Source organism: Bradyrhizobium sp. SZCCHNR1051 (assembly GCF_032489615.1).
GTDB lineage: Bacteria > Pseudomonadota > Alphaproteobacteria > Rhizobiales > Xanthobacteraceae > Bradyrhizobium.
In genome coordinates this window covers 120000-134644 of record NZ_JAUEYJ010000005.1, presented here as the reverse complement: position 1 = coordinate 134644, position 14645 = coordinate 120000, and the positions used below count along the sequence as shown (strand labels likewise).

At 66.3% G+C, this 14645-nt stretch carries 12 protein-coding genes; 5 read left to right on the top strand and 7 right to left on the bottom strand.

The window, feature by feature from the left end; all coding sequences use genetic code 11:
* Complete coding sequence (gene phaR, locus QW868_RS07585) at positions 1 to 594, bottom strand: polyhydroxyalkanoate synthesis repressor PhaR (protein WP_315735740.1); 594 nt, start codon at positions 592 to 594, stop codon at positions 1 to 3.
* A gap of 383 nt (positions 595 to 977) precedes the next feature.
* On the opposite strand from phaR, the gene QW868_RS07580 reads away from it, so the two are divergent.
* The 4 genes from QW868_RS07580 (at position 978) to QW868_RS07565 (ending at position 6416) form a co-directional block, all read left to right on the top strand.
* Positions 978 to 2156, top strand: a complete 1179-nt coding sequence (locus tag QW868_RS07580) for an acetyl-CoA C-acetyltransferase (protein ID WP_315775712.1) — start codon at positions 978 to 980, stop codon at positions 2154 to 2156.
* A 271-nt stretch (positions 2157 to 2427) separates the two neighbouring features.
* A complete protein-coding gene (locus QW868_RS07575) occupies positions 2428 to 3153 on the top strand; it encodes a beta-ketoacyl-ACP reductase (RefSeq protein WP_315715178.1) in 726 nt (241 codons plus the stop codon).
* 151 nt (positions 3154 to 3304) lie between these two features.
* Positions 3305 to 4177: a DMT family transporter gene (locus QW868_RS07570; protein WP_316230269.1), complete on the top strand. Its 873-nt coding sequence runs from the start codon at positions 3305 to 3307 to the stop codon at positions 4175 to 4177.
* A 229-nt stretch (positions 4178 to 4406) separates the two neighbouring features.
* Positions 4407 to 6416 (top strand): putative bifunctional diguanylate cyclase/phosphodiesterase, encoded by a 2010-nt coding sequence (locus tag QW868_RS07565; protein WP_315783355.1) that lies wholly within the window; start codon positions 4407 to 4409, stop codon positions 6414 to 6416.
* A gap of 1 nt (position 6417) precedes the next feature.
* On the opposite strand, the gene QW868_RS07560 is transcribed toward QW868_RS07565, so the two are convergent.
* On the bottom strand, positions 6418 to 6852 hold the full coding sequence (locus QW868_RS07560) for a cupin domain-containing protein (protein WP_316230268.1): 435 nt from the start codon (positions 6850 to 6852) through the stop codon (positions 6418 to 6420).
* A 14-nt stretch (positions 6853 to 6866) separates the two neighbouring features.
* Positions 6867 to 7634, bottom strand: coding sequence for a hydroxyacylglutathione hydrolase (gene gloB / locus QW868_RS07555; protein ID WP_315756882.1), 768 nt, complete (start codon positions 7632 to 7634; stop codon positions 6867 to 6869).
* A 193-nt stretch (positions 7635 to 7827) separates the two neighbouring features.
* Here gloB and QW868_RS07550 point away from each other — a divergent pair, with 193 nt between their 5' ends.
* Entirely contained in the window at positions 7828 to 8604 is a 777-nt protein-coding gene (locus QW868_RS07550; protein ID WP_315735264.1) for a class I SAM-dependent methyltransferase, read from the top strand.
* Between the two features lie 88 nt (positions 8605 to 8692).
* Here QW868_RS07550 and QW868_RS07545 read toward each other — a convergent pair whose 3' ends face one another.
* The 4 genes from QW868_RS07545 to ptsP all read right to left on the bottom strand — a co-directional run bounded on the left by QW868_RS07545 (position 8693) and on the right by ptsP (position 14576).
* On the bottom strand, positions 8693 to 9526 hold the full coding sequence (locus QW868_RS07545) for a DUF4167 domain-containing protein (RefSeq protein ID WP_315775709.1): 834 nt from the start codon (positions 9524 to 9526) through the stop codon (positions 8693 to 8695).
* A 556-nt stretch (positions 9527 to 10082) separates the two neighbouring features.
* Entirely contained in the window at positions 10083 to 10970 is an 888-nt protein-coding gene (gene prmC, locus QW868_RS07540) for a peptide chain release factor N(5)-glutamine methyltransferase (protein ID WP_316177631.1), read from the bottom strand.
* A gap of 193 nt (positions 10971 to 11163) precedes the next feature.
* Positions 11164 to 12249 carry a peptide chain release factor 1 gene (prfA, locus tag QW868_RS07535; RefSeq protein WP_316230267.1) on the bottom strand — a complete coding sequence of 362 codons (1086 nt, stop codon included), beginning with the start codon at positions 12247 to 12249 and terminating at the stop codon, positions 11164 to 11166.
* A gap of 59 nt (positions 12250 to 12308) precedes the next feature.
* Positions 12309 to 14576, bottom strand: a complete 2268-nt coding sequence (gene ptsP, locus QW868_RS07530) for a phosphoenolpyruvate--protein phosphotransferase (RefSeq protein WP_315735256.1) — start codon at positions 14574 to 14576, stop codon at positions 12309 to 12311.
* Positions 14577 to 14645 lie beyond the last annotated feature (69 nt).

Here is a 14645-nt window from a genome sequence, read left to right as displayed (position 1 = left end):
TCAGCCTTGCTGCTCGTCCTTCTTCGGCTCGGACATGCGGTCGAGCCGGTCCTGCATTTCCTTCATCTGACGACGCAGCTCGTCGATGTTGTCGTCGGCGGCCGGGGTCGGCTCGGCCGCCTTTTCCTCCCCGCGGGCCGGCGGCGCGAACGGCTTGAACATCGAGAAGGTCTGCTGGAACAGCTCCATGTTGCGGCGCACCTGCTCCTCGAGCGGCGCGAATGGCGTCCCGCTGAAGGTGTCAGCGATCTGTTTGCGGAACTTTTCCTGCTCTCTGGTCAGGGTATCGATCGATTGCTCAAGGTATTTCGGTACCACCATCTGCATGCTGTCGCCGTAGAAGCGGATGAGCTGGCGCAGGAACGTGGTCGGCAGCAGGTTCTGGCCGGCCTTGTTCTCCTGTTCAAAGATGATCTGGGCGAGTACGGAGCGTGTGATGTCGTCGCCGGTCTTGGCGTCGTAGACCAGGAAATCCTCCCCGTTCTTAACCATCGAGGCAAGATCTTCGAGGGTCACGTAGGTACTCGTCCCGGTATTGTAGAGCCGCCGGTTCGCGTATTTCTTGATTGTGGTGGGTTGGTCAGATTTCGCCATGAGCTCACACATGCAAACCGAGAACAGGGAACCCGGCGGCGTCGCCGCAGGGCGAAGAGCTACGCAATGCAATAACGTAATCACTTTCGGGCGAGTTCGGCTACGGTTTTGTGCGGAACGGTTAATCCCGCAGCAGAAATCTTGCTCACGAAACGGCCAAGCATCCCAATTTGAATGCGCTGCAACAGGAATTGCTGATGCCGCCAATTGACATGTCGCAACGACGTTAACAGGATGAAGCGCGAAGGTTTCGCACTCGCCAATCCGGGGCTTGCGGACGGCCGGCACGACCGTGAACTGAAAAGATCATTTTCATTTCAAATACCCTCAAGTTCTCAAGCCCTCGCTTTCACGTCCAAGATCAAGAACCCCAGGAGATGCCCATGTCAGACGATGTCGTCATCGTCAGTGCCGCCCGTACCCCGGTTGGAAGCTTCAACGGTGCCTTTGCCAGTGTTCCGGCCCATGAGCTGGGCGCTGTCGCCATCAAGGCCGCACTGGAACGCGCCGGCATCGAGCCGGGCCGTGTGTCCGAAGTCATTCTGGGGCAGATCCTGACCGCAGCTCAGGGCCAGAACCCGGCCCGTCAGGCCTCGATCGCCGCCGGCATTCCGGTGGAAAGCCCGGCCTGGGGCATCAACCAGCTGTGCGGCTCGGGGCTGCGCTCCGTCGCGCTGGGCTACCAGGCGCTCGTCAATGGCGACTCCGACATCGTGGTTGCCGGCGGCCAGGAGTCGATGAGCATGGCGGCGCATGCGCAATACCTGCGCGCCGGCGTGAAGATGGGCTCGCTCGATCTGGTCGACACGATGATCAAGGACGGTCTGTGGGATGCCTTCAACGGCTATCACATGGGCAACACCGCCGAGAACGTTGCGAAGCAATATCAGATCACCCGCGCGCAGCAGGACGAGTTCGCCGTTGCATCGCAGAACAAGGCCGAGGCCGCTCAGAAATCCGGCAGGTTCAAGGACGAGATCGCGCCCGTGACGGTCAAGAGCCGCAAGGGCGACACCGTGGTCGACACCGACGAATACCCGCGTCATGGCGCGACGGTCGAGGCCATGGCCAAGCTGCGTGCGGCCTTCGAGAAGGACGGCACGGTCACCGCCGGCAACGCGTCGGGCATCAATGACGGCGCAGCGGCCGTGGTGTTGATGACCGCCAAGCAGGCCGCCAAGGAAGGCAAGACCCCGCTCGCCCGGATCGTGTCCTGGGGACAGGCCGGCGTCGACCCGAAGATCATGGGCACCGGCCCGATCCCGGCGTCGCGCACGGCGCTGAAGAAGGCCGGCTGGAATATCGCCGACCTCGACCTGATCGAAGCCAACGAGGCGTTCGCCGCGCAGGCCTGTGCCGTGAACAAGGACCTCGGCTGGGATCCGGCCAAGGTCAACGTCAACGGCGGTGCGATCGCGATCGGCCATCCAATCGGTGCATCCGGCGCGCGCGTGCTCGTGACCCTGCTGCATGAGATGCAGAAGCGCGACGCCAAGAAGGGCCTCGCGACGCTGTGCATCGGCGGTGGCATGGGCATCGCGCTGTGCGTCGCACGCGACTAAAAAGCCGGCACTGACTGCGAACCGTTCAATCTTCGCAATCGCGTCCAGCTCAACTAAAGATCAACGCCCGGCGATCTCGCCGGGCGTTTTGTTCTTGATGTCCGTCAAACACGTCGCATAATCGACCACTAAAAAAATGGAGTTGAGCGAGCATCGATGGTCATGCGGCAAGTTGATCGTCGCACGACGTTTCATGATCCAATAACAACGGTATGCACGGTGGCAGCCAGAGGTTGTCCTGTGCGATCAGTCATCGAGGGAAGGATTCGACATGGCACGTGTGGCGTTGGTGACCGGGGGGACGCGCGGTATCGGAGCGGCGATCAGCAAGGCGCTGAAGGCGGCGGGATACAAGGTCGCGGCGAATTACGGCGGCAACGATGCCGCTGCGGAGAAGTTCAAGAGCGAGACCGAGATCCCCGTCTACAAATGGGACGTCAGCTCGTTCGAGGCCTGCGGCGAAGGCATCAAGAAGGTCGAAGCCGATCTCGGTCCCATCGACGTGCTGATCAACAATGCCGGCATCACCCGTGACACGGCCTTCCACAAGATGACGCTCGAGCAGTGGAGCGCCGTCATCAACACCAATCTCGGCTCGCTGTTCAACATGACCCGCCCGGTCATCGAGGGCATGCGCGCGCGCAAGTTCGGCCGCATCATCAACATCTCCTCGATCAACGGCCAGAAGGGCCAGTTTGGCCAAGTCAACTACTCCGCGGCGAAGGCCGGCGACATCGGCTTCACCAAGGCGCTCGCGCTGGAGACGGCCAAGGCCGGCATTACCGTCAACGTGATCTGCCCGGGCTACATCAACACCGAGATGGTGCAGGCGGTGCCGAAGGACGTGCTCGAGAAAGCCATTCTGCCGCTGATTCCGGTGGGGCGCCTCGGCGAGCCCGAGGAGATCGCGCGCGCCGTGGTGTTCCTCGCGGCGGATGAGGCGGGAGCCATCACCGGCTCGACGCTGTCGGTCAATGGCGGCCAGTACATGGTGTGATCCGCGCCGGCGGCGTTGCCTCCGGCCGCCTTCTGCGGTTAAGGAAATCGAACGCCCGCGCTCGCCGCGGGCATTCACGTCTTGGACGCTTCCCGCACGGACGAAGGCGTGGTGGCCGGCATGAGCCGGCCGTGACGGAGCCTGCCGCCTGATGTCCCAGCGCACTGCGACCCTGATCGGTCTGACCGCGATCCTGATGTGGTCGCTGCTCGCCTTGTTGACGGTGGCGACGGGTACGATCCCCGCCTTCCAGCTTGCGGCAATGACCTTTGCTGTCGGCGGCGCGGTCGGCCTGCTCAGTGTGTTGCGTCGACCGGATGGGCTGCAGGTGTTGCGGCAGCCGGCGAGGGCGTGGGCCGTGGGCGTCGGCGGCCTGTTCGGCTATCACGCGCTGTATTTCCTGGCGCTGCGCTTCGCGCCGCCGGCGGAAGCCGGGCTGCTGAACTATCTCTGGCCGCTGCTGATCGTGATGTTCTCGGCCTTCCTGCCTGGCGAGCGCCTGGCGGTCCATCACGTCGTCGGCGCCGCGATCGGTCTCGTCGGAACCGCGCTGCTGTTGCTCGGCAACGGTGCGAGCTTCGCTGCGAGCCAGTTGCCGGGGCTTGCGGCCGCCTTCGTCGCGGCGTTCGTGTGGGCGATCTATTCGGTGCTCTCGCGTCGTCTGAAGGCGGTGCCGACCGATGCGGTCGCCGGCTTCTGCCTGGCGACGTCCGCGCTGGCGGCCCTGGTCCATGTTGCGGTCGAGCGAACGGTCTGGCCCGACAGCCCGACGCAGTGGCTCGCTGTTGCCGGTCTCGGCATCGGCCCGGTGGGTGCTGCGTTCTACGCCTGGGACATCGGCATGAAGCGGGGCGACATTCGGGTGCTCGGTGCGGCGTCCTATGCGACGCCGCTGCTGTCGACGGCGTTCCTGATCGTTGCCGGCTACGCGCGGCCGAGCGCGACCATCGCCGTGGCGGCGCTGCTGATCGCCGGCGGCGGTCTGGTCGCGGCCAAGGACATGTTCCTTCTGCGCAAGCGCTGACCGCGTCAGGTTGAGCGAAAGTCAGGCGGTGCCCGCTCGCATGCGGACTTCGGTACGGCGGCCCGAATCCGCCGGTTATCCTTGATGCGCACTTAACCGTGCGCAAAACCAGCGCGCCGGCCGGTAGCTCACAACCGCCGATTACGGTTTGGCGCGGTCTGCACCTAACCCGCCCTTTACCCGTCCCGCGCGATAGTTCGCGGGAAATGGTGCTGACAACGGGGCGGCGATGCCGGACGTGAGACGTTACATGGCCCGCGCGGGGGAGTTGTTTCGCGTCCCCGCCGACAATCCCGAGCTGACGCGCGCGCAGTTCCAGGCGTTCTCGAAGCAGGTGCCGCTGCTCTATTTCATTCTCATCACCAACAGCCTGGCGCTCGCCTACACGTTCCTGCCGCTGGCGCCGACGTGGCTCACGATTTCGGTGCCGGCCCTGCTATCGACGATTACCGGCGCGCGCATGCTGTGGTGGCTGCGGCAGGGCGAGGCCGCCAGCAACGACGCCGAGGTGCTGCGCAACCTGCGCGTCACCAACCGGATCGCCGGCCCGATCGGGGCGCTGTTCGTCGTCTGGTCATTCGCGTTGTTTCCCTATGGCGATCCGTTCGCCAAGGGGCAGGTCGCGTTCTACATGGCGGTCACGGTCATCGGCATCATCTTCTGCCTGATGCATTTGCGCTCCGCGGCGCTGATCGTGACCCTTGTGGTCATCGTCCCCTACGTCATCTTCTTCATGTCCACGGGCGTTCACGCGCTGCGTGCGATCGCGGTCAATCAGTTGCTCGTGTCCGGCGCCATGGTCACGGTGCTGTTCATCTACTATCGGGATTTCGCCGCGCTCGTCGCCAGCCGCAAATCGCTGCTCGCGGAGCAGGCCGCGACGCAAGCGCTGTCGGATGAAAACTTCCGCCTCGCCAATCTGGACGCGCTGACCGATCTGCCCAATCGCCGCCGCTTCTTCTCGGAGCTCACGCAGGCATTCGCCGAGGCCGAGCGGGACGGCACGCGGCTCGCCGTCGGCATCATCGATCTCGACGGCTTCAAGCCGATCAATGACACCTATGGACATACGGTCGGCGACCGCGTGCTGATGGAGGCCGCGCGCCGCGTCCGCGACGCCTGTGCCGGCCATGGCGACCAGGTCCATCTCGCCCGGCTCGGCGGCGACGAGTTCGGACTGGTGGTCGCCGGCAACCCAACGGACGACGATCTGCTCAACCTCGGACGGCAGATCACCGAGCTGATCAAGCTGCCCTATCAGTTCGACACGACGCATACCGGCCTGTCGTGCTCGACCGGCTTTGCGCTATATCCGCGCTCGGCCATGGCCGCGGATGCGCTGTACGAATGCGCCGACTATGCGCTCTACCACGCCAAGCGCCGCGCCCGCGGCCAGGCCATCATCTTCTCGACCGAGCTCGAGGCGGAGATCCGCAGCCGCAGCGTGATCGAGCACCTGTTGCGCACGGCCGATTTCGAAGCCGAGATGGATCTGGCGTTTCAGCCGATCATGGACGCGACGAATTCGCGCACCACCGGATTCGAGGTGCTGGCGCGCTGGCACAGCCCCAAGCTGGGGACGGTGTCGCCCGCAAGCTTCATCCCGGCGGCCGAGCGGATCGGCGTCATCCGCAGCCTGACGCGCTGTCTGCTGGTCAAGGCGCTCGCGGCGGCGCGGACCTGGCCGGACGACATTCGCGTGTCGTTCAATCTCTCCGCGCACGACATCTGTTCGCCGGACGGTGTTCTTCCGCTGCTGGCGGTCATTCATGCCAGCGGCGTTCCGCCGCGCCGAATCGAGTTCGAGATCACGGAGACCGCCGTCACCTTTGATTTCGCCCGCGCCGAGCAGTCGATCGCGGCGCTGAAGGCGATCGGTTGCGGCATCTCGCTGGACGATTTCGGCACCGGCTACTCGTCGCTCAGCCACGTTCACCGGCTGCCGCTCGACAAGCTCAAGGTTGACCGCAGTTTCGTGAGCGACGTCAATGCCAACCCGATCAGCCACAAGATCATCAAGTCGCTGACCGGCCTCTGCGCCGACATGGAAATCTCGTGTGTGGTCGAAGGTGTCGAGACCAAGGAGCAGCTCGACAGCCTCCGGCGTTTGGGCGCGGACTACATCCAAGGCTACTACTTCGCGAAGCCGATGCCGGCCGACGCGATTTCCGGCTTCCTCGCCCAGGAGCGCCAGCGCTTCGCCGAGCCCGCCGCGAAGGTCGCGGGCGCGAGCGCCTGACTCAGACCTCCGGCTCCCAGCCGGGCGGCGCGAGTTCGAATCCTTCGAACATGAAGCCCGGCGCCACCGTGCAGCCGACGAGCGTCCAATCGCCGGCGCTCTCGGCGGCTTGCCAGGCATGGGCAGGGACGATCGCCTGCGGTTGCTGGCCGGCTGCGAGGTCGATCCCCAGCGTCGTCGTTTGCGGCGCCTGGCCTTCGGCGGCGATCCGCAAGGTCAGCGCTGCCCCGGCATAGAAGTGCCAGGTCTCGACCGCGTCGACCCGGTGCCAATGCGAACGCTCGCCGCGGGCGAGCAGGAAATAGATCAAGGTCGATGCGGCGCGGCCGGAGGCGTCCACGGCCGGATCGCGAAACGTCTCGCGAAAATGTCCGCCCTCCGGATGCGGCTGCAGACCAAGGCGCGCGATGATGTCGGCAGCCGAGAGCGTGGTCATCGTCTTCCTCAGCCTTACGACTTGTTCTTGCGCTCGCGCAGCTCGCCGAACACCTGCTCGGCGCTGGCGCCCTTCATGCGCAGCCGCAAAGCGACGGCCGGATCGTCGGCGCGCAGGAACACGTTGGCGGTCTTCTCGTCGCCGAGCAGCGACGGAATGGTCGGCCGGTTGGCGGCACGGAGCCGCGTGACTTCCTCGGCGCGAGCCTTCAGCGCCTCGTTGTCTCCGTCGACGGTGAGCGCGAATTTGACGTTCGAGGCTGTGTATTCGTGACCGCAATAGAGCCGGAAGTCGTCCGGCAGCGCGCGCAGCTTGAGAAGCGAGTCCCACATCATCGGATAGGTGCCTTCGAACACGCGGCCGCAGCCGACCGAGAACAGCGTGTCGGCCGCAAACAACGCCTTGTCGGCGTCGAACACGTAGGAGACGTGGTCGAGCGTATGGCCGGGCGTTTCCAGCACGCGCGCGAGCAGCTCGCCGATCTTCACGACATCGCCATGGGCGACGCGCAGGTCGACGTTGGCGATCGCCGTCGTCTTGTCGTGCGGCGCGACCACCCGGCAGCCATATTTCTGCTTGAGCTCGGCGACGCCGCCGACATGGTCGTGATGATGATGCGTGATCAGGATGTCGGTGAGCGTCCAGCCTTCGGCGTCCAATTGCCGGACGATCGGTCCGGCCTCGGGGGCGTCGATCGAGGCAGTCGCGCCGGTCGCGGGGTCATGGATCAGATAGCCGAAATTGTCGGACAGGCAGGTGAAGACGCGGATGTCGGCGGCCATGATGTCTCCGTCGGCGGGACCGGGCGAGGCACGATGGTAGCGCTCGCGATGCCAGAAGGTCGTGGAAGCGGAGCCCGGGCGCAGCGCTGCGGGGCGGCCTCCGATGTCCCGGGCAGAGATATGGCGTTAACGCTGGAGGCGCAACGCAATATTCGGCGCGCGGCAGCGCGCGCCCGCATGATACATTGACGTCATGGACGTGATCGATCTGCGGAATTTCTATTCGGGTCGCCTCGGGATCGTCGCGCGGCTCTTGATCAACCGCGGCATCCGCGCGCGCTGGCCGAACGCGGCCGGGCAGCGGGTGCTCGGCATCGGCTATCCCACGCCCTATCTCGGCTTGTTCCGCGAGGATTCCGAACGCTGCATCGCCTTTATGCCGGCGGCGCAGGGGGTGCTGAAATGGCCGACGGCGCGGCCGACCCTGGCCTCGCTGGTGGACGAGTTCTCGCTGCCGCTGCCCGATGCGGCGGTCGACCGCATCCTGATCGTGCATGCGCTGGAGATGTCGGACGACCCGGCCGGGCTGCTGCGGGAGATGTGGCGGGTGCTGGCGCCGGCGGGACGCATGATCATCGTGATCCCGAACCGGCGCGGCGTCTGGACGCGGACCGACAACACGCCATTCGGCCATGGCCGGCCCTATTCGCGCTCGCAGATCACGCAGTTGCTGCGGCAGACCTGGTTCACGCCGACCGGCTGGGGCGAGGCGCTGTTCATGCCCCCGGTCGGCGGCTGGTTCCTGAAATCGGCGATGGCCTGGGAGCGCGTCGGCGCGGCGCTGTCGCTGCCGTTCGCCGGTGTCCACATCGTCGAGGCGACCAAGCAGGTCTACCGGGTGATCCCGGCGCGCCGCGAGCGCATCCGGCTGATCCCACGACTCGAACCCGTGCTGGCGCCGTCACCGTCGGCCCCAGGATCCGGTGGCTCCGGCCGCCGCGAGGTCGGTCTGCCGTCGCGCGACGGATGACACCGGGTCGCTCCCTGCGTGCCTCTCAGCGCAAAGAAAAACGGGTGGGCTCAGGGCCCACCCGTTTCGTCATGACGGAGCGAAATCGCTATTCGCCCGGATTGAGGTCCTCGCTCGGCGCCGGCGCAGCAGCGGCTGCTTCACCGCGCGGACCATGCGGACGCCGGCGGCGGCGCGGATAGCGCTCGGCAGCGCCCTCGAAGGCGGCCGGGGCATTGGCGATCTGCGGCTGCGGGCCGGTGATGAAGGACGGCAACCGATCGACCCCGCTGTCGGCGATGACGGGCTGGGGTTGCGGCTGGGGCTGGTACTGGACGGGCTGCGGACGCTCGCGGTGCTCGCGCGGCTCCCGCTCACGATGCTCACGCGGTTCACGGTGCTCCCGCGGCTCGCGGTGTTCGCGCGGCTCGCGATGCTCACGCGCTTCGCGATGCTCGCGCGGCTGCTGCTCGCGCTGATAGGGCTGGTTGTCGCCGCGCTCGCGCTGGCCGCCTTCGCGATCGCGCATGAAGGGTTGGGGTTGAGGCTGCGGCTGGGCCGGAACGAAGCCGGGCTCCTGGCCGAAATGCGAGAAGCTCTCGCCTTCATCATCGAGGTCGTCGACGGTCAGGTCATCGGCGTTGCGCGGTTGCTGCTGCGGCTGGTTCTGGCGGAACTGCTCCTGCGCGGCGGCAATCAGGCGGAAATAGTGCTCGGCGTGCTGGTAGTAGTTCTCGGCGGCAACGGGGTCACCCGAGGAGCGGGCGTCGCGGGCAAGCTGGACATATTTCTCGGCGACATGAGAGGCGGTACCGCGGATCTTGATGTCCGGTCCATTGGACTCGAACACCCTGGTCAGCGGATTCTGGCCGCGCCGGTTATTGTTGTTGTTACCGCCGCTGTTCCGGTTGCGCATCCGCTTGTTGTTCTGACCGTTTCTCATGTCCTGCCTTTATTCCAACCCTGCGTTAGGAGCACCGATTGCTGAGCACTGATAGTGAGCACTGATTGTTATCGGAATACCGAAAGCGTATTGAATTACCTTCGCCGGGCTCGGACGCCTCGTGCGCGGTCCAAATGGCCATCCGACCCATGCCGGTTCCGACATGCCGGTTCGACCCATGCCGATGTGATCGACAGCCGATTCTCTCGACAAAAGCGCGTTCAAAACGCGTTCCCCACCCGCCAGCCCCCTGGGACCAGCGAACCACGTCATTCAGCCAGCCACGACGAGATGCGCCACGACCGACCCAGTTTGCTTAGCGTAAGACCTCAAGTGCAAAGTCAGGCTTTCGTTCGCTTTGCAGTCGCGGGCTGCGCAGCCATCCGGCTCTCGCGCTCAGCAGATCTGCGTTCTGGAACCTATCGCCCGGCGCGGCTCTCTGGCATCTGACTGCTGCGGTGTGAATACCGCTCGTCGTGGCCTGCGCCGGTGCTATGGGTGGAACGTAGTCGCTCCCGGGGGATATTCCAAGAGCTTTTTCTCTATCCCCCGACCTTTACCGGAGCTTTTTTAAGCCCATGACGGTTCGGGGAATACCGGCCAGATCGGCCCGGATCGTCGAGGAATCGGCCGTCAGGCCGGCCCTCACCATCAATGCAGCGACGTCGTCACTCTGGCCAAGCCCGACCTCCACGATGACAGCGCCGCCGGGCTGAAGCAGGGCCGCTGCCTGCGGGATCAGCGCGCGGTAGGCGTCGAGCCCGTCCTTGCCCCCGTCCAGTGCGCGTAGCGGATCATGAGCGCGCACCTCGGCGTCGAGCGCGCCGATCTCGGACGACGGGATGTAGGGCGGGTTCGACACGATCAGGTCGAAACCCACAGCCAGCGCTGCGGCGTAGGAGCAGGCGACGAAGCCGGCGCGGTCGGCCAATCCGAGCGCGCGCGCATTGTCCCGCGCGGTCGTCAGCGCGGCCAAGCTGATGTCGGTGCCCAGTCCAAAGGCCCGCGGCAGCTCGGACAGCAGCGCCAGCAGGATCGCGCCGGAGCCCGTGCCGAGATCGGCGATGCGCAAGCGACGCTTCAGGCCGCCGCCGGCCGCGAGATGTTCCAGTGCCAGCTCGACCACGGTCTCGGTGTCCGGTCGCGGCACCAGCGTATCGGCCGACAATCGCAGGTCCAGGCCCCAGAACTCTTTGGTGCCGAGGAGGCGGGCGACCGGTTCCCCGGCCAGCCGGCGCTGCATCAGCGTTTCCAGGCGCTGCGCGTCGTCATGGGAGAGCTGTCGTCTCCCGTGCATCACGAGCCCGGTGAGGTCGAGCTGCAGCGCATGGCCGACCAGCAGCCGCGCATCCAGCTCGGGCGAGTCGAGGCCTGCATCAGCAAAGCGCGCGGCCAGGGCACGGCGGGCGGCATCGATCGTCACGCCGGCGATGAGGCCGGTCATCGCGCAAGCTCCCTCCACGCGTCATCCCCGCGAACGCGGGGATCCATACGCCGTGCCGTTGCGGGACGGGCGGTCGGAGTTGCCTTCTGTGACAGCCACGAAGGCCGGTGATTATGGGTCCCGGCGTTCGCCGGGACGACACCGTTTGTGTCGGGGCAGCGTCGCATCGCCTCCTGCAATGCGCCGGTGCGCATCACGCCGCCGCACCTTGCGCGGCGAGCTGGGCTGCCTGGTGCTCGGTCGTCAGCGCGTCGATCAGTTCGCCCAGCGCTTCGCCCGCGATCACCTGCGGCAGCTTGTAGAGCGTCAGGTTGATGCGGTGGTCGGTGACGCGCCCTTGCGGGAAATTATAGGTACGGATGCGCTCGGAGCGGTCGCCGGAGCCGACCTTCTCCTTGCGCTCGGCCGAGCGCGCCGCGTCGACCTTCTGCCGCTCGGCGTCGTAGATGCGCGAGCGCAGGATGTTCATCGCGGAGGCGCGGTTCTTGTGCTGCGAGCGGCTGTCCTGCATCATCACGACGATTCCGGTCGGGATGTGGGTGATGCGGATCGCCGATTCCGTCTTGTTGACGTGCTGGCCGCCGGCGCCTTGGGCGCGCATGGTCTCGATGCGCAGGTCGTCCTGCTTGATGTCGACATCGACCTCCTCGACCTCCGGCAGCACGGCAACCGTGGCGGCCGAGGTGTGGATGCGCCCCTGGGTCTCGGTATCGGGCACGCGCTGCACGCGGTGCACCCCGGATTCGAATTTCAGCTTGGCGAAGGCGCCGCGGCCCTGCACCTCGGCGATGATTTCCTTGTAGCCGCCGACGGTGCCTTCGGAGGCCGAGATCACCTCGACCTTCCAGCCCTGCAGGGCGGCGAAGCGCTCATACATCCGGAACAGGTCGCCGGCGAACAATGAGGCCTCGTCGCCGCCGGTGCCGGCGCGGATTTCAAGCACGACGTTGCGGTCGTCCATCGCATCCTTCGGAAGCAGCGCGACGCGGATCTGCTGCTCCAGCTCGCCGCGGCGCGCGATCAGCTCGTCGCGCTCGGCCTCGGCCATCGCGCGCACCTCGGCGTCGGTGGTGGGATCGGCGATGAGCGCCTCCGTCTCGGCGAGCTCCTTGACGCCGGCGCGATACGCCTTCACCGCGTCGATCAGCGGATTGAGCTCGGCGAGCTCACGGGTGATCTGCACGTAGCGGTCGGAATTGACCTGGCCGAGCAGCTCCGCCTCGAGCGAGGCGTGATGCGCGAGCAGGACATCCAGTTTGGCTTGGGGAAGCGACGACATGATGCAATCTGATCTAGGAGCAAACGATACGAACGGAAGACGCTTGGCGCGACGGCCCGCTACAGCGCGAGGCCTTCGCTCTCGGCGAACTCGGTCAGCTTCTGCCGCATCGAGAAGCTGCCGGCCGGTGCGGCCAGCCATTCGGCCATCTTCGTCGCCGCCTTGCCGGCGTCGAGTTCGAGGATCATCGCCTTCACGGGGCCGTGCGCGGTGGCCGACAGCGACAGCGAGCGGTAGCCGAGCGAGATCAGCGCCAGCGCGCCGATCGGCTTGGAGGCCATCTCGCCGCACAGTGACACCGACCGCTTGGCCGCCTTGGCCTTGTGCACGATCTGCTGCAACGCCCGCAGGATCGGCGTCGACAGCGTGTCGAAGCGCTCGGAGACCTTGGCATTGCCGCGATCGACCGCGAACAGGAACTGGAACAGGTCGTTCGAGCCGACCGAGATGAAATCGACCTTCGAAAGCAGCTCGTCGAGCTGATACAGCAGCGCCGGGACCTCGAGCATGGTGCCGACGTCGACGCGCTCCGGCAGCGTGTGACCGTGCTGGCGCAAGTAAGTCAGCTCGCGTTCGACGATCGCCTTGGCCGTGTCGAACTCGGCGACTTCCGAGATCATCGGGAACATGATGCGCAGCGAGCGGCCGCCGCCGGCGCGCAGCAGCGCCCGGATCTGGCCGCGCAGCAGGCCCGGACGGTCGAGGCCGAGGCGGATCGCGCGCCAGCCGAGCGCCGGATTCTCCTCGATCACGGTCTCCATGTAGGGCAGCGCCTTGTCGCCGCCGATGTCCAAAGTGCGGAACGTGACGGGCTTGTGGCCGGCGGCGTCGAGAACCGTGCGATACAGCGCCAGCTGGTCGCTCGAGCGCGGCAGGCTGGCGGACACCATGAATTGCAGCTCGGTGCGGAACAGGCCGATGCCGGCGCTGCCGGTGTCCTCGATATGCGGCAGGTCGATGACCAGGCCCGCATTGATCATCAGCTCGATCGGCTGGCCGTCCTTGGTCACGCAGGGCTTGTTGCGCAGCTCGCCATATTGCGCCTGGCGGCGAGCGCGGAAGCGCACCCGCTCGGCATAGGCGGACTCGATCTCGGACGACGGCCGAACGTAGATCGAGCCCGACGTGCCATCGACGATGATGGCGTCGCCGGGATCGGCGATGCCCGGCGCGTTCGGCACCTCGCCGACGGCGGGAATGCCGAGCGCACGCGCCACGATCGCGACATGCGAGTTGGCAGTGCCTTCCTCGAGCACGAGGCCGCGCAGCCGCTTGCGGTCGTAGTCGAGCAGCGCCGCCGGGCCCATTGCGCGCGCGATCAGGATGGCATTGTCGGGCAGGTGCTCGCGCCGGGGCGCGTGGTCCTGGCCCACCAGTTGGCGCAGCAGCCGGTAGCCGAGGTCCTCGAGATCGTGCAGCCGCTCGCGCAAATACGGATCGGTGGAGCGCAGCATGCGGGCGCGGGTGTCGGACTGCACGCGCTCGACGGCGGCTTCCGCCGTGAGGCCGGTCGCGACCGCCTCGTGCAGCTTGTGCGACCAGCCCTGGTCGTTGGCGAACATGCGATAGGCTTCGAGCACCTCGCGGTGCTCGCCGCCATCGGCGACGTCACCGCGCTCCAGCATGCGGTCGAGGTCGGCCCGCAGCTTGAGCAGCGCGGCGTCGAGCCGCTTGATCTCCTTGGGCAGGTCCTCGGCGATGTAGTTGTTGATGACGACGCGCGGCTCGTGCAGCACGACGTGGCCGAGCGCGATGCCATCGGACAGCACGGTGCCGGTCTTGTGGATCGAGTGCCGCGCCGCCGGCTCGGCGCCGGGCTGGGCGAGCGCTGCGAGCTCGCCGGAGGCGATCATCTCGGCGAGCACCATCGCGGTGGTCTGCAGCGCCTCGACCTCTTCCTCGACATAGGTGCGCTTGGCGCGGTTCTGCACCACCAGCACGCCGAGCGTGTTGCCGGCGCGCAGGATCGGCACGCCAAGGAAGGAGTGGTAGATCTCTTCGCCGGTTTCCGGCCGGTACGAGAAGGCGGGGTGGCTCTGCGCGTCGTTCAGATTGAGCGGCGTCGCCTCGCTCGCGACGAGGCCGACGAGGCCCTCATGCGCGCTCAGCACGGTCATGTGAACGGCGTCGCGGTTCAGACCTTCGGTGGCGTAGAGCTCGAGCGTGTTGTCGACGCGAAGCACATAGACCGAGCAGACCTCCGCGACCATGTTGGCCGCGATCAGCACCACGATCTTGTCGAGTCGCTCCTGTGCCGAGACCTGCTCCGCCATGGTCTCGCGAAGCCGTCTGAGCAGGACGCGGGGGCCTCCCGACGCGCTTCGCATGTGGCACAATCCCCCTTCCTGGGGCCAGCCCGGCACGCGGCCGGATCTGGCGCTAAACTCGTGGCATCT

Bases quoted from the DNA above. Each gene is read 5' to 3' on its own strand.
- QW868_RS07570 (WP_316230269.1), top strand. From the start codon at position 3,305: ATGTCCCAGCGCACTGCGACCCTGATCGGTCTGACCGCGATCCTGATG.
- gloB (WP_315756882.1), bottom strand. From the start codon at position 7,634: ATGGCCGCCGACATCCGCGTCTTCACCTGCCTGTCCGACAATTTCGGC.
- QW868_RS07580 (WP_315775712.1), top strand. From the start codon at position 978: ATGTCAGACGATGTCGTCATCGTCAGTGCCGCCCGTACCCCGGTTGGA.
- prmC (WP_316177631.1), bottom strand. From the start codon at position 10,970: ATGACCGGCCTCATCGCCGGCGTGACGATCGATGCCGCCCGCCGTGCC.
- QW868_RS07560 (WP_316230268.1), bottom strand. From the start codon at position 6,852: ATGACCACGCTCTCGGCTGCCGACATCATCGCGCGCCTTGGTCTGCAG.
- phaR (WP_315735740.1), bottom strand. From the start codon at position 594: ATGGCGAAATCTGACCAACCCACCACAATCAAGAAATACGCGAACCGG.
- QW868_RS07550 (WP_315735264.1), top strand. From the start codon at position 7,828: ATGGACGTGATCGATCTGCGGAATTTCTATTCGGGTCGCCTCGGGATC.
- QW868_RS07545 (WP_315775709.1), bottom strand. From the start codon at position 9,526: ATGAGAAACGGTCAGAACAACAAGCGGATGCGCAACCGGAACAGCGGC.
- ptsP (WP_315735256.1), bottom strand. From the start codon at position 14,576: ATGCGAAGCGCGTCGGGAGGCCCCCGCGTCCTGCTCAGACGGCTTCGC.
- QW868_RS07565 (WP_315783355.1), top strand. From the start codon at position 4,407: ATGCCGGACGTGAGACGTTACATGGCCCGCGCGGGGGAGTTGTTTCGC.
- prfA (WP_316230267.1), bottom strand. From the start codon at position 12,249: ATGTCGTCGCTTCCCCAAGCCAAACTGGATGTCCTGCTCGCGCATCAC.
- QW868_RS07575 (WP_315715178.1), top strand. From the start codon at position 2,428: ATGGCACGTGTGGCGTTGGTGACCGGGGGGACGCGCGGTATCGGAGCG.